This window comes from Methylobacterium amylolyticum, from assembly GCF_030700245.1.
In the GTDB taxonomy this organism is placed as follows: domain Bacteria; phylum Pseudomonadota; class Alphaproteobacteria; order Rhizobiales; family Beijerinckiaceae; genus Methylobacterium.
Window position 1 is genome coordinate 65,043 of record NZ_JAUYZI010000026.1, and the last position, 14,203, is coordinate 79,245.

General features: G+C 72.3%; 12 protein-coding genes. 6 read left to right on the top strand and 6 right to left on the bottom strand.

Going from position 1 to position 14,203, the window contains the following annotated elements; translation table 11 throughout:
- Positions 1 to 20 precede the first annotated feature (20 nt).
- The 4 genes from Q8W71_RS18690 (at position 21) to Q8W71_RS18705 (ending at position 4,561) form a co-directional block, all read left to right on the top strand.
- Positions 21 to 857: a shikimate dehydrogenase family protein gene (locus Q8W71_RS18690; protein WP_370875469.1), complete on the top strand. Its 837-nt coding sequence runs from the start codon at positions 21 to 23 to the stop codon at positions 855 to 857.
- A gap of 10 nt (positions 858 to 867) precedes the next feature.
- The gene (locus Q8W71_RS18695) at positions 868 to 2,490 is read left to right on the top strand and encodes a GMC family oxidoreductase (protein ID WP_370875462.1); all 1,623 of its coding nucleotides are present in this window, start codon (positions 868 to 870) and stop codon (positions 2,488 to 2,490) included.
- Positions 2,491 to 2,784: 294 nt separating this feature from the next.
- Positions 2,785 to 3,873, top strand: coding sequence for an OmpA family protein (locus Q8W71_RS18700; protein ID WP_305526905.1), 1,089 nt, complete (start codon positions 2,785 to 2,787; stop codon positions 3,871 to 3,873).
- 13 nt (positions 3,874 to 3,886) lie between these two features.
- Positions 3,887 to 4,561: an AprI/Inh family metalloprotease inhibitor gene (locus tag Q8W71_RS18705; protein WP_305526906.1), complete on the top strand. Its 675-nt coding sequence runs from the start codon at positions 3,887 to 3,889 to the stop codon at positions 4,559 to 4,561.
- Between the two features lie 224 nt (positions 4,562 to 4,785).
- On the opposite strand, the gene Q8W71_RS18710 is transcribed toward Q8W71_RS18705, so the two are convergent.
- Complete coding sequence (locus Q8W71_RS18710; RefSeq protein WP_305526907.1) at positions 4,786 to 5,463, bottom strand: DUF1045 domain-containing protein; 678 nt, start codon at positions 5,461 to 5,463, stop codon at positions 4,786 to 4,788.
- Between the two features lie 148 nt (positions 5,464 to 5,611).
- Between Q8W71_RS18710 and Q8W71_RS18715 the strand changes: the two genes are divergently transcribed.
- Positions 5,612 to 5,995 (top strand): ComEA family DNA-binding protein, encoded by a 384-nt coding sequence (locus Q8W71_RS18715; RefSeq protein WP_305526908.1) that lies wholly within the window; start codon positions 5,612 to 5,614, stop codon positions 5,993 to 5,995.
- A 30-nt stretch (positions 5,996 to 6,025) separates the two neighbouring features.
- Here the strand turns inward: Q8W71_RS18715 and Q8W71_RS18720 are convergent, their stop codons facing one another.
- Entirely contained in the window at positions 6,026 to 6,760 is a 735-nt protein-coding gene (locus tag Q8W71_RS18720) for a hypothetical protein (protein WP_305526909.1), read from the bottom strand.
- A complete protein-coding gene (locus Q8W71_RS18725; protein WP_305526910.1) occupies positions 6,757 to 7,071 on the bottom strand; it encodes a hypothetical protein in 315 nt (104 codons plus the stop codon). Before Q8W71_RS18725 ends, Q8W71_RS18720 begins: the two co-directional genes overlap by 4 nt.
- A 172-nt stretch (positions 7,072 to 7,243) precedes the next feature.
- Here Q8W71_RS18725 and Q8W71_RS18730 point away from each other — a divergent pair, with 172 nt between their 5' ends.
- Positions 7,244 to 10,126 (top strand): phosphoenolpyruvate carboxylase, encoded by a 2,883-nt coding sequence (locus Q8W71_RS18730; protein ID WP_305526937.1) that lies wholly within the window; start codon positions 7,244 to 7,246, stop codon positions 10,124 to 10,126.
- 243 nt (positions 10,127 to 10,369) lie between these two features.
- Here the strand turns inward: Q8W71_RS18730 and Q8W71_RS18735 are convergent, their stop codons facing one another.
- From Q8W71_RS18735 to Q8W71_RS18745, 3 genes are all read right to left on the bottom strand, one after another.
- The gene (locus tag Q8W71_RS18735) at positions 10,370 to 11,698 is read right to left on the bottom strand and encodes an MFS transporter (protein WP_305526911.1); all 1,329 of its coding nucleotides are present in this window, start codon (positions 11,696 to 11,698) and stop codon (positions 10,370 to 10,372) included.
- Between the two features lie 486 nt (positions 11,699 to 12,184).
- Positions 12,185 to 12,826 (bottom strand): hypothetical protein, encoded by a 642-nt coding sequence (locus tag Q8W71_RS18740; protein ID WP_305526912.1) that lies wholly within the window; start codon positions 12,824 to 12,826, stop codon positions 12,185 to 12,187.
- A gap of 665 nt (positions 12,827 to 13,491) precedes the next feature.
- Positions 13,492 to 14,148: a TetR/AcrR family transcriptional regulator gene (locus tag Q8W71_RS18745; protein ID WP_305526913.1), complete on the bottom strand. Its 657-nt coding sequence runs from the start codon at positions 14,146 to 14,148 to the stop codon at positions 13,492 to 13,494.
- Positions 14,149 to 14,203 lie beyond the last annotated feature (55 nt).

The following is a 14,203-nucleotide window of genomic DNA, read 5'->3' on the forward strand; positions in this document are numbered from 1 at the left end:
GGATGGGCGGTCAAGTGGCCATGGACGGGACGAGCAGGACGGCGGCCGGGATCACCGGGCGGACCCGCGTCTACGGGATCGTGGCGGACCCGATCTACCACGTGAAGGCCCCGGAGGTGATGGGCGCGCTGTTCGCCCGCCACGGGATCGACGGCGTGCTCGTGCCCCTGCACGTGCCGCCGGACGGGCTGCCGGCGCTGATGGACGGCCTGCGGCACCTGCGGAACTTCGGCGGCTTCATCGCCACGGTGCCGCACAAGACGGCGATGACGGGTCTGTGCGACGCGATCACCCGTGAGGCCGAGCAGATCGGGGCGGTGAACTGCGTCCGGCGCGAGGCCGACGGGCGCATGGTCGGCACGATGCTCGACGGCGTCGGCTTCGTCGAGGCCCTGCGTGCCTCGGGCGTCGAGCCGCGCGGGCGCAGTGCGGCGCTCGCCGGGGCCGGCGGCGCGGCGAGCGCCATCGCCTTCGCGCTCGCCGAGGCCGGCGTCGCGCGCCTGACGATCCTGAACCGGACCGCCGACAAGGCCCGGGCCCTGGCCGAGCGCCTGCGCGCCGCCTACCCGGACCTCACGGTCGCCGCCGAGGGCGCGCAGGCGGACCACGACCTCCTCGTCAACGGCACCTCGCTCGGCATGCGCGCGGGCGACGCGGCGCCGTTCGACCTCGCCGCGCTCCACGCCGGCCAGTTCGTCGCCGAGGCGATCATGGATCCGGAGACGACGCCGCTGCTCGCCGCGGCGTCGGCGGCGGGCTGCCGCGTCCAGAAGGGGCTGCCGATGCTGGAGTGCCAGATCGCCCTGATGGCCCGCCACATGGGCGCTCTCTCGGGCGCGCTGCCGGACGCGGGTTGAGGGCGGGGCTTTGGCACGGATCGACATCGACGCGGTCGAGGCGGGCGCGTTCGACGACGTGATCGTCGGCGGCGGCACGGCCGGCTGCGTGCTGGCCGAGCGGCTGAGCGCGTCCGGCACGCGGCGGGTGCTGCTGCTCGAAGCGGGCGGCCGGGCGCGCAGCCCCTGGGTCGCGGTCCCGGCGGGGTTCAGCCGTCTGCTCCAGCACCCGGCCTACAACTGGCGCTTCCGCACCGAGCCGGAGGAGGCGACCGGGGGCCGGGTGATCTCGGTCCCGCGCGGCAAGGGGCTGGGCGGCTCGACGCTGATCAACGGCATGATCTACGTGCGCGGCCAGCCGCAGGATTACGACGCCTGGGCCCAGGCCGGGTGCCGCGGCTGGGGTTTCTCGGACGTGCTGCCGTATTTCCGCAGGCTCGAGGATTACGACGGGCCGCCCGACCCGCTGCGCGCCCGCGGTGGCCCGCTGCCGCTGACCGAGGTCGCCGAGCGGCCGGTGCTCGCCGAGGCGTTCATCGCCGCCGCGCAGGCCGCCGGCCACCCGCGCAACCCGGACTACAACGCCGCCACCCAGGACGGCTTCGGCTATTATCAGGTGAACCAGCGCGGCGGCCGGCGGGTCAGCGCCGCCGACGCCTATCTGCGTCCGGCGTTGCGGCGGCCGAACCTCGCGGTCGTGACCGACGCCCACGTCCTGCGCCTTGCATTCGCGGGCGCGCGGGCCACCGGCGTCGTCGCACGGGTCGGCGGGCGGGAGCGTCTGTTCCGCGCCCGCGGCGCGGTGATCCTCGCGGCCGGCGCCGCCCAGACCCCGCAGATCCTGGAGCTGTCCGGCATCGGCGATCCCGCGATCCTCGCCCGCCTCGGAGTGCCGGTGCGCCGGGAATCCCCGGGGGTCGGCGCCAACTACATGGACCATTACTGCACCCGCATGAACTGGCGGGTGCGCCGGCCGGTGACGCTGAACGAGCAGACCCGCGGCTTCCGCCTCGGCCTCGCGGCGGCCCGCTACCTCGCCACCCGGCGGGGCATCCTGACGCTGGGCACCGGCCTCGCCCACGGCTTCGTGCGCACCCGGCCGGGGCTGGACGGGCCCGACGTGCAGTACTTCTTCATGCACGCGAGCTACGCCAACGCCGCCGAGCGCAAGCTCGACCGCCTGCCCGGGATGACGATCGGCGTGACGCAGTTGCGGCCCGAGTCGCGGGGCACGATCCACGCGGTCTCGCCGGACCCGTTCCAGCCGCCCGCGATCCGCCCGAACTTCCTCGCCACCGAGGCGGATCGGCGGGCGATGGTCGAGGGGATGAAGATCGCCCGGACCATCGTCGAGGCGGCGCCGATGGACCCCTACCGCGGGGCCGAGCTCAATCCCGGCCCCGAATGCCGGACGGACGCGGACTGGCTCGATTTCGCCCGCCGCGACGGGCAGACCATCTACCACATCTGCGGCACCTGCCGCATGGGCGGGGATCCCGGCGCGGTGACCGATCCGGAACTGCGGGTGCGCGGGGTCGACGGTCTGCGGGTGGCCGACGCCTCGGTGATGCCGAGCATCGTCTCGGGGAACACCCAGGCGGCGGTGTTCATGATCGCCGAGAAGGCGAGCGATCTCATCCGCGCGGCGGCCTGAGGCCGGATCCCGGCGCGCGGTCCGACGCCGGGCCGGGGCTGCCAGGGCGTCGGCGTGCCCGCGCGCGGGGCGGTCCGGGCTCGTCCCGTCCCGGTGCGCGCGATCGGCCGCCTGCGTCCCGTGATCTGCGCGGCCGAACTGGATTCCCGTTCATCCGAAGAACGCCAATTCTGCGATCGGCAGCCGTTCTCTGTCTTGACAGGCCCGTATCGGCTCGGACCGACCATTTTGCGGCTGGCGAATGCGCGTCAGATCAGTATACGTCCCGCGGCGCTTTCGATGCCGAGGGTTGGGATGAAACGACTGCTCGCCTGTGCCGCCCTGTTCCTGATCGCGGCCGGTCCCCCGCCCGCGCGGCAGGCCGCGCCGCCGCTGAAGGCCGGCGCGATCCCGCCCGGCGACGCGCCCGGGGCGCGCGATGCCGCGGTGCTGCCACGCTACGCCGGCGGCATCCTGCTGGAGAGCAAGGCCAGCGCCTTCGACGAGATCGCGCTGCCGAATGCGAAGCTCGAACGGCGCCCCGACAAGGCGGATGCCCACAACAACGACCTGTACCTGCCCCCCGAGCCGCTCACCGTCGAAGGGCGGGTCACGCGGATGGTCTACCTGCAACCGGAGGGCCGCTCGGCGCTCGAGGTCGTGCGCGGCTACCAGCAGGCCGTGAAGGACGCGGGCGGCAGCGTGCTGTTCGAGTGCAACCGCGACGAGTGCGGCGGCTCGTCGACGACCTCCGCGCGCTCGGGCGGCAGCAAGACCGGCCTGATCCACATGCTCTACCCCTACGACATGATCGCCGGGCCCTGGACGGAGTGCGCGCTCCAGGAGGACCGGTCGGGGCAGCGCTACACCCTGCTCGACCTGCCCAAGGGCGGCGGCAAGGCCGCGGTGCTCGCCTGGAACGTCGGCGACGTGTCCGCGGGTTCGAACTGCAAGGCCTGGGTCGGGCGGCTGGTGACGCTCGTCGTCACGGCGGAGACGGCCGCGCGCGAGCAGCGCATGGAGACGGTCGCCGCGAGCGCCATGGGCCAGGGACTGGCACGGGAGGGTCGCGTCGCGCTCTACGCCATCCAGTTCGACACGGCCAAGGCCGACATCAAGCCCGAGAGCCAGCCGCAGCTCGCCGAGCTGGTGAGCTTCCTGCGCGGTGCGCCCGCGACCAAGGTGCTGGTGGTCGGGCACACCGACAATCAGGCCGGCCTCGACTACAACCTCGATCTCTCGCGCCGCCGCGCGCAGGCCGTCGTCACCGCGCTGACGGGCGCGGGGATTCCGGGCGGGCGCATGACCGCGCAGGGCGTCGGCATGGCCGCACCGCTGGCGAGCAACGACACCGATGAGGGACGCGCCAAGAACCGGCGCGTCGAACTCGTCAAGCAGAACTGAGGCGCCCTCGACCATGCGCGGGCTCCTCGCCGCCCTCCTCCTCGCCCTCGGCCCGGAGGCGGTGGCCGCGCCCGTGCCGTCCTTCATCGCGGACAGCGCCGGCACGTGGCTCGTCGCCACCGACGACGGCAGGCCAGGCTGCCGGGTTGCGCTGGCGGCCGAGCGCGCCGGCAAGGCCTGGCGCGCGACCCCGGACGCGGCGTGCGCGGCGCGCCTGCCCGCCGTCGCGCGGGCCGTGGCCTGGGAGTACCAGGGCGGCGTCCGGCTCCTCGGCCCGGACGGCAAGGTCCTCCTCGCATTCGGGGAGGACGAGACCACGCTCCTGAAGACCGCGTTCGAGACCCCGCCGGTCCACTTCATGGTCCGGGCCAGGGCCGGCGTGGAGCGGGCGCCCCACGCGCCCGCGCTGGTCGGCGCGTGGGCGCTGCGCCGCCCCGGCGGGCCGGTCCTGTGCCCGCTCACCCTCACCAGGGGGGCGAAGGAGGGCGAGACCGAGCTGAGCCTGAAGACCGGCACCCCGTGCGACCCGGCGGTCGCCCGGCTCAGGCTCGACACGGCCCGCGTCGAGGACTTCACGCTCATGCTCTACGGCAAGCCCGAGACGTCCCTGAGCTTCGAGCCTTCGGGGGCCGAGAGCTACGCCAAGACCGGTGGCGGCAAGCCGCTGGAGATGGTCCGGGCTCCCTGAGACCGCGTCCGGCTGAGGCGCTCGGATCGACCTCCCGCCGTCATCGCGAGGCGGAGCCGAAGCGATGAAGCCGAAGCGATCCGGCGCCACCTGCGGGTAGCGCGCGACGCCTGCGTCGCTTCGCCGTCGTTCGCGAGGACGAAGCGGCCGACCGCGCGGTTCAGCCGGACGGGGGACGAGACATTCGGGACCGCTCAGACACCCCCGAATCAGGTGCTCGCGAATCAGGCAGTCGCGAACGGGATCCGGGCGATCAGGCGGAACGGCTCCGCCCCGTCCTGCCGCAGCAGACCGAGCGCGTCGATCGTCAGCGGCTCCGGCCCGGCGGCCGCGTAGGCCGCCGCGAGGCGCGCGTGCCACGCCGCCCGGGTCGCCTCGGGCAGGGCGTCGGTGAGCGTCATGTGAAAGCGGAAGCGCTCGAACACGTGCGGGTAGCCCCAGCGGTCGAGCAGCGCGCGCTCCCGGGCGTCCAGCCGCTCGGGCCGGCGGCGGGCGCGCTCGGCCTCGGTCGGCGGCGCGCGCAGAGGGTCCAGGGCCGCGACGCACTCCGCCGCCAGCAGGCCGAGCGCCGGGGGCGGCGCCTCCGGCACCAGGGCGAGGAAGGGACCGAGGGCGGCGATCCGGAGCGGCCCGACCGCGACGGGGGGATGGCCCGCGGCCAGCCGCTGCGCCTCCGCGACCAGATCCGCCTCGCCGTGCCCGGGGGCGAGGCGCATCGGCGCCTTCAGCGTGGCGTGGAAGCCGTAGACGCGCGGGGACCCGGTCACCGCCGCGAGATCGTCGAGGCCCGGCGGGTGCGGCACGGCCGCGCCGTTCGCGCTGTCGTAGCCCAGCACGGCGCGCCCGAACGCGTCGAGGGCGGAGCCCGGCGCGGGCAGGGCATAGACGGCGTAGCGGCGCATGGGCGCTCCGGCGACGGGCGGCCCGCCCATGCGCCGGGCCGTGCCGGAGCGCAAGCCTGGGCGCGCCCGTTAAGCGCGGGTTCAAGTCGCGCGGCCGAGATTTCGTCAGGCGCGCCCGAGCGGCCGCCGGACTCCCCGGAGAACCCCCATGGCCTCCATCCTGGCCCCGACCACGACCGCCCGCGCCCTGCGCGCCCTCGCCCTCTGCGCGGCGCTCAGCGCGGCGCCCGCCCTGGCGCAGTCCCCCGCCCCGGCGCCCGCGACGCCGACCGCCCCGGCGGCGCCCGCCAAGCCGATGGCGCCGAGCGCCCCCGTCGCCGGCAGCCCGAACGCGGCCAAGACCGCCCTGGTCGACCTCAACAGCGCCAGCGCCGAGGAGCTCGACAAGCTGCCGGGCATCGGCGCCGCCCGCGCCGCGGCGATCGTCAAGGGCCGCCCCTACCGCGGCAAGGACGAGCTCGTGTCCAAGAAGATCATCCCGGAATCGGTCTACGACGGGATCAAGGACAAGGTCATCGCCAAGCAGAAGTAGCCGCCCGGCGGCGCCGGGGACCGGCGCCGCTCACTCGCCGATCGCCCCCTGGGGCATCGAGAAGCCCGCGGGCGTCTTCGCGCCGCCCTCGCGGCCGGCCGCCCGGTTCGGCCTGCCCTCCTTGCCCGTCTTGCCCTCCCCCTTGCCCTCCCCCCTGCCTTTGCCCTTGGCGGCCTGGGGCGGCGCCTTGACCGCGGGGGGCGCCTCGCAGGCGCGGAAGTCGAGCTGCCCGAGCGACGCGCCGTCCTCCCCGACGATCGCCAGCCCGTCCGGCAGGGCCGGGAGCTCCGCCTCCCAGCGGACGGGGCCGCCGAGCAGGGCCTCGACCGCGGCCGGGGTGCCGCCCCGGCGCAGCGTGGCGAAGTCGGCTCCGTAGGCGGTGGCGACCTTGCCGCCGATCACCACCTGCAGCACCCGCGTCACCTCGGGGGTGAGCGGCCGCAGCGGGTTCTCGACCCGGACCTGCCCGAGCCGGGTGACGATCAGGACGAAGCCGCGCCCGTCCTCGTAGCGGGCGGCCTGGGTCCGGCAGGCGACCGGCCCGTCCGGCCCCGCCGCCGGGGTCGGCAACGCGGCGGGCGGCTCGGCCGGGATGGGGTTCGGGTCGGTCTCCGGCGTGGGCGGCTGGACCCGCGCCTGGCCTGGGCCGCCCGCCGGCGCCGCGACGCCCGCACCGCCCCCGCCGCCCCAGGCGAGCAGCGCCGCCAGCAGGAGCCGACCGGAGCCGCGGCCCCGCCGCGGGCATCGCCGCGCCGCGCCGCTCATCGGCCGCCCTCCGCCCCGGGATCCGGCCGCGCCGGGTCGGGCGGGGACCCACCCGCCTGCCGCCGCTGCTCCAGCCGGCGCAGGGGTTCGCTGATCTCGCGCTCCACCACCCGCGCGTCCAGGATCTCGGCCGAGCGGTCGATCGGGCTCGCCGGCGCGCCGATCCGTCCGAGGACGAGGGGCTCGTCCGCCTCGTCGACGTCGTGGTCCATGCGCAGGGGTGGCCGCTGGCTGCGCGCGCGCATCGCGATGACGGACACGCCCGCGGCGACGCCGATCAGCACGGCCAGGATGATCAGCAGACGCTCCATCAGACCGGCAGAGATAGCCCGACGCGCCGGGCCGCGTCACCCCATATCGGCCCGATCCGGCATCGACATCCGGCATTGACCTTCGGCACCGCACACGGCACCGCCCGGGCGGAACGCGCCTTGCGTGCGCCCGGTCCGGGCGCGGGTGCGCGGGTACGGGGCGGGGCCGATCATGCAGGATGAGCAGACGCGCGGCCCCGAGGCGCTGGAGGCCGACCTCCTCGGCCTCGTCGAGAGCGCCCGCGAGCAGGCGAGCGAGGACCCGTTCCGCAACCCCGTGCTGGCGGTGACGCTGGCGATCACCCGCCGCTTCGACCGGGGCGAGATCGCCGCGGGCGACCTCGAGCCCCTGTTCGCGCGGCTGCGCGCCGCCGCCCTCGCCGCCCGGGCCGAGCGCCTGCGCGCCTATGTCGGGCTCGACGGGCGCGAGGCGCCGGAGGGGGCGATGCCGGTCCGCCTCGTCGCCGCGGCGCCCGACCGGGCCGGCGGCTTCGAGGCCTTCGCCGCCCTCGTCCACCGCACCGCCTTCGCGATCGTGTTCACCGCGCACCCGACCTTCGGCATGCCGCGGGCGGTGGCGGCCCTGCTCGCCCAGGCCGCGAGCCTGCCCGAGGCGGGCGCCCGCGCCGACCTGATCGCCCGCGCGGCCGCGCTCTCGACCCGGCCCGACGCGCCGATCAGCCTCGACCTTGAGTTCGAGCAGGCCTGTGCGGCCGCCAACAACGCCCGCCTCGCCCTCGACGGCTTCAACGGCGCCCTGCTCGACGCAGCCCGCGCCCGCTGGCCCGAGGCTGGCTCCGAATCTTGGACCGCGCTGACGCCCCGCCCCTTCGCCGTGGCGAGTTGGGTCGGCTGCGACACCGACGGGCGGACCGATATCGGCTGGTGGGACACCCTGCGCTACCGGCTGATCTCGAAGCGCATGCAGTTCGACCGGGTGATCGCCGGGCTGCCCGCCATCCCCAGCGCCCGCGCCGCGCGGGAGCTGGCCGAGGGCGCCCGCGCCGCGGTGGAGCGCCAGCTCGCGGTGGCGCCGCGGCTCGGCGACCAGCCCGCGCTGGAGGCGGTCCACCGCTTCGCGCTGGGCCTGATCATCGAGCGCGACCGCGCCCAGACCGATGCCGGCCCCCTCGTGGCCGCTCTCACCGAGGCGATCGCCGGGGCCGGGGACGACGCCGACCGGCGGGCGCTGCTGGTGCTGCGCGCAGGCGTGGCCACCCACGGCCTGTCGAACGCGCTGCCGCATTTCCGGCTCAACGCCAGCCAGATCCACAACGCCGTGCGCCGGGTGATCGACCTCGAAGGCGAGCCCACCGACCCGGCCCGGCGCCGCTCGCACCTCGCCGCGATCCACGCCCTGCTCACCGACGTGCGGCCGGTGGCGGTCGATTTCGGGGCGCTCGCCGCCGAGCGCGCGTCCGCCGCGCGGCTGATGATGACGATCGCCCAGATCCTCAAGCACGTCGACGGCACCCACCCGGTGCGCTTCCTGATCGCCGAGACCGAGACCGGCTACACCCTGCTCGCCGCCCTCTGGCTCGCCCGGCACTACGGGATCGGCGACCGGCTGGAGATCACCCCGCTGTTCGAGACCGCGAGTGCCCTGGAGCAGGGCATCCGGGTGCTCGACGACGCCCTGCGCAGCCCGCACTGGCGGGCCCATCTCAAGCGCATCGGCCGGCTGACCGTGCAGTTCGGCTACTCGGATTCCGGCCGCTACGTCGGCCAGCTCGCCGCCACCTTCTGGATCGAGCGCCTGCGCCTGCGCATCACCGAGATGATGGTGCAGAACGGCCTCGCCGACGTGGAACTCGCGATCTTCGACACCCACGGCGAGTCGATCGGCCGCGGCGCCCACCCGACATCCTTGCGCGACCGCCTCGCCTACCTCGCCCCCGAGGACGCCCGCGACCGCTGCCGCAAGGCGGGGATCCGCACCCGGCTCGAATCGAGCTTCCAGGGCACCGACGGTTACCTGCTGTTCGGCACGCCGGCGCTTGCCGACGCCTGCGTCGCCCGGATCGCCGAGCACGTCTACGCCCTCGACGCCGCCGAGGAGGAGGCGTTCCCCGACTACGCGCTCGGCGATCCGGCCGAGGCGCGCGCCGAGGACCCGATCTACGCCGAGCCGGACTTCGCCCTGGAGTTCTTCACGGTCGTGCGCCAGGAGATGGAGGCGCTGGTCGACGATCCCGGCTACGCGGCACTGCTCGGCACTTTCGGCCCCAGCCTGATCGACCGCACCGGCTCGCGCCCGGTGGCGCGCCAGAGCGACGACGGCGGACCGGCGCGGATCACCCACCCGCGCCAGATGCGGGCGATCCCCAACAACGCCATCCTCCAGCAGCTCGGCTTCCTGGCCAACTCGCTCCACGGCCTCGGCCGGGCGGCGGGCCGCGGCCCCGACCTGTTCCGCGACATGCGCCGCGACTCGGTGCGCTTCTCCCGCGCCTTCCGGCTGGTGCAGCACGCGGCCTCGGTGGGCGACCTCGACGTGCTGCGCGCCTACATCGACACCCTCGACCCGGCGGTGTGGCTGGAGCGGGCGCGGCGGACCCAGAAGGATTTCCGCCGCGACGAGCTGGTGGTGATCGCGGGCGCCCTGGAGCGGCTCGACCTCGCCCCTGCCCTGCGCAGCCTGTTCGGCCGCCTCACCCGCGACTGGCTCAGCCTGCGCGCCGCCGCCCCCGACCTCATCGCCATGCCGGCCCGGCTGACCCTGCTGCACGCCCTGCGGCTCGCCCTGGTCCACCAGATCTGGTTCCTGGCCGTGCACATCCCCGGCTTCCGGCCCCAGGCCGGGATCACCCGCGAGCAGCTCCTGGAGCGCTTCCTGCGCCTCGACATCGACGGCAGCCTGAAGCTCCTCGACGACATCTTCCCCGTCACCCCCGACCCGACGCTCGGCCTCAATTTCGGCGAGCCGACGGGCCCGCGCGACGTCGGCACCTACGAGGCCGAGCACCGCGACCTGTTCGCGCCGATCGCCGCCCTGTTCGCGGGGGTGCGGGAGATCTCGGGCATGATCCAGCACGAGGTGGGGGCGTTCGGGTAGCGCGCTCCTTCGCCGACGCGGAGTTTGCCGATGCGGAGGCCGGTTCGGCGAAGGGGCGCGGCACACCCCGGAACAGCGGGAGCGCCGGGAGCATGCCCGCCGCGGCCACGGTGAGCCAAGCGACCGGTGCCGACGGCGCCCTCGACACGTCGAGCGTCGGAGGTCGGTGACCGGTTCGTCCGCCGCGGCCGTGCGCGGGTGGCGGCCACGGGCTTCCGGCCGCCACCCTGCGCGCGCTTCGCCTCACTCCGCCGGTGCGGCCTTCGCGGTCTGCGCACGCTCCAAGTCCCGGCTGACCTTCAAGGTCATCGCGACGATCCCGCCCGCGAGGGTGCAGCCGCCCAGGACGAGCAGCCCGGCCGTGAAGTTGCCCGTCATGTCCCTGAGATAGCCCATGACGAACGGCCCGAAGAAGCCGGACAGGTTGCCGATCGAGTTGATGGCCGCGATCCCGGCGGCCGCCGAGCTGCCGGCCAGGAAGGCCGTCGGGATCGGCCACATCAGCGGCGGCGTCGCCGACACGCCGATCTGGCTCAGGCAGAGCAGTCCGAGCACCAGGATCGGGTTCGAGGTCAGCGCGGCACCCGCGAGGCCGACGGCAGCGAGGATCATGGCGAAGCACAAGTGCTCGCGCCGCTTCAGCGTGCGATCGGAACTGCGGCCGAGGAGGACCATCCCGACCGCGCCGAACACGAAGGGCAGCGCGGAGAGAAATCCGGTCTGGAGGTCGCTGACTCCGAACCCCTTGACGATGGTCGGCAGGAAGAACGCGACGCCGTAGCTCGCCGCGTTCAGGCAGAAATAGACGAACGAGCAGGCCAGCACCCGCGGGTCGGCGAGCGCCTTGCCGATGCTCAGGTGCCCGACCGCGGTCTTCTCCTGGCGCTCCGTGTCGAGACGCGCTTCGAGCCACGCCTTCTCGTCATCGCGCAGCCACGACGCCAGCACCGGCCGGTCCGTGAGGTAGAAGACGACGACGAAGGCCAACACGATCGACGGCACGGCCTCGAGGAGGAACAGCCAGTGCCAGCCGTCGAGCCCGGCGCCGGTGATGTTCAGCAGGGCGCCCGAGATCGGCGCGCCGACGATCGAGGAGAAGGGGATCGCCAGCATGAACAGCGCCACGACGCGGGCCCGGTAGACGGCGGGGAACCACAGCGTGAGATAGAAGATGATGCCCGGGAAGAAGCCCGCCTCGGCGAGGCCGAGCAGGAAGCGGAGGATGTAGAACACCCACTCGTTCGAGAGCCCGGTCGCCCGCGCGATCGGAGCGATGAAGGCGAACAGGGCGGAGATGACGCCCCAACTGAACATGATGCGGGCGATCCAGAGCCGCGCTCCGAACTTGTTCAGGGCGAGGTTCGACGGCACTTCGAGCAGGAAGTAGGCGATGAAGAACAGCCCCGCCCCGAACCCGTAGGCCTCATCCGAGAGCCCGAGCGCGGCATTCATCTGCAGCTTGGCGAAGCCGACGTTGACGCGGTCGAGATAGGCGACGAAGTAGCAGAGGATCAGAAACGGCACCAGCCGCCACATCACTTTGCGAATTGTTCGGCTCTCGATCTCTTCCATGGCGCATCTCCCGTCCTTGAGTTGTGTTGTTTCGAAGTAACAACTCCTAATTCATCTGATCATGAGGGGAGTCGCGACTTCCGGTTCTGCTTATCAGAAGGATGCGCGGTGAGGAGGCCGAAGCGCGATATCGGCCCATGCCGGGGTTTCGAAGCGATGACCGATGTGTTCGACACCGGCGGCGCGGAGGCGGCTCGGTCGCGTGCGAGACGCCGACCGCCTCCCGGCGACGGTGGCGGGACGTCTCTCCGATACTCACATCGAAGAATTGGCCGGGTCGAGACTGGGGCTCTCGCGAGGCCCCGTCTCGGCCCTGGACGGTGGTCCGGCGCGGCTCGCCGACCACGACGCGATCCCGGCCGACAAGCCGCCGCGTCGCGGACCCGAGCCCGGCGCGCTGGGCTGCGGCCAGGGAGTCCTGCCTCGGGCTTCCGCGATCGCCGGACGTCTGTCGGACCTTGCAATCCGATCGAAGGACTTTCGGCGTTATGAAATCTTCAAAGTCTCATAGTATTTATGTTCTATGATGCTTCCGTTCTCGATTTTCCTATAGCGATGTGAGTAAAACACCCACTTCTTCCCTTCCTTCACGCCGAACGTCAGTGCGGACACGTCATAGTTTTTCTTCCAGAGATACCCCCGCGATCGGTAAGCGGTCGGCTCGAACAACTTTGCCCGAGGTCCGAGTCTGGCCAAGGTGCTGTCTTTCTGCGCCTGGATCATCGGCGCATGATTTCCGCGTTGATCCATATTCTGAGCGTTCGCGTGGGTGACCGTGACGCTGCCATCGCTCGCGGCATGACCCACGCCGAATGTGCAGCCGTCCATCATCGCCGTGAACATGTAGTCCGCGTCCAGGGTCAGCGTCGTATACCGCGTCCTGTTGTGCTCGTAGGGACACCAGTAGGCCCGCACACGGTCTCCCGGCGCTCCGTCACGTGCCGGATCTAGGCGATAGAGATTCTTGGCTCGCCCATTCTTGTCATAGCATTTCAACATATCGGCCCGTTCGCTCGTGAGAACGGCCGAAAACTCGAAAATTCCGCCTTCATCGTTTCTGTTCAGAGGATGGAAGGCCAGACCGTCTGGCAGGAAGAAATCCGTCTTCGGATCGAACGGCATCTGCATGTCCCCAACCGGCGGTGCACAGTTCCGGCACCAAGAGATTCTTCAAGTTTTGTTGGCCTTCTCGTTTACCGAGACGTGCGCCGCAGATCGTTAAAAGTATATCGACGCGCAGGCTTATTTTATCTTACGATCGCGAAATGAATTCTGATAGTTTACAAAGCAATAATTAATGCCTTTCGCTCCATATGATCGGCAAGCCGGCGAGACGGACTGCAAAAATAGCCGCCTTGCATCATAATATGTCCGGCAGAAGTACTGTGGATGCTGTTGCCCACACGACGTCCCGGGCTACCGGCCGCCCCGCGTCCGCGAACGTCCGGCTGACGTGTCGTGGCCCGATTGCGTCGCAGCCCTCGACGCACCGCCGGATTCGGCCGGCCCTTGTCTCGGCTGTCGACGATCGGGGCGATGCCTTCCGGGATGATGTGGCGGGAGCGCTGGACGGCCCACGCGTCGTTCCGACCCAGCAGCCCGCGCGAGCTGCACCACCAACAGGGACACGACCCGTCTGCGCCCGTCGCACCGCCTCGGCAAGAAACGCAAGTGTACACGGAACTCAGAGTAAAGGGTTGCTTCCGGTCTGCCATCGGAACCCTCCTCCAGGAAGAGAGCTCTCCACCGGTGCGGAGCGAGTCCAGTTTCGTGGAGGCATGAGGACGGTGCCCTCATCCCTCGGCCACGTTCCTCTCGGCGGGATTGTCGTCGCCCATGAGGCCGCGCAAGGCGGCGGTCACGAGCAGGCGCGTCATGCGCGGCACGTCGTCCGGGGAGATCGGACCGAGCCCGTTCGTCTCGCCGAGATGCACCATGCCGTGGACGCTCGCCCAGAGCGCCTTCACCGCCACCGGGATCTCGGCGGCCGGGATCCTGCCGGTGTCCTCGAGCACCCTGCCGATCAGCCCGAACAGCGCGGCGATCTCGCTGGCGATCTCGGGCGGCGCGTCCGAGACCCGGGGCGCCAGCATGGCGGTCCAGGCGTTCCGGCGCATGCGGGCGAACCCGGCGTAGGCGTCGGCCAGCGCGACGAGCCGCTCCGTGGCCGACGCGCCCGCGCTCCGGGCGAGGGAGGCTTCGAGCACGCGCCTGAGATCGCCCATGGTGATGGCGTTCGCCTCGATCCGCAACGCCTCCAGATCCCCGAACGCCTTGTAGATGGCCCCGACCGACAGGCCGGCGCGCTCGGCCACGGCGCGCGCCGTGAGCGCTTCCAGACCGCCGCGCTCGATCAGTTCGAGCGCGATCCGGGCGAGGGCGAACCGCTCCTCGTCCCGGGTCCGGTCGGATTTCGACGGCCTGCCCAACTTTTTTGGAACAACGTTCATGAAAGGCCTTGCGCGTATCCCGGGAGGGGCATACCTATTTCATGAACGGTGTTCA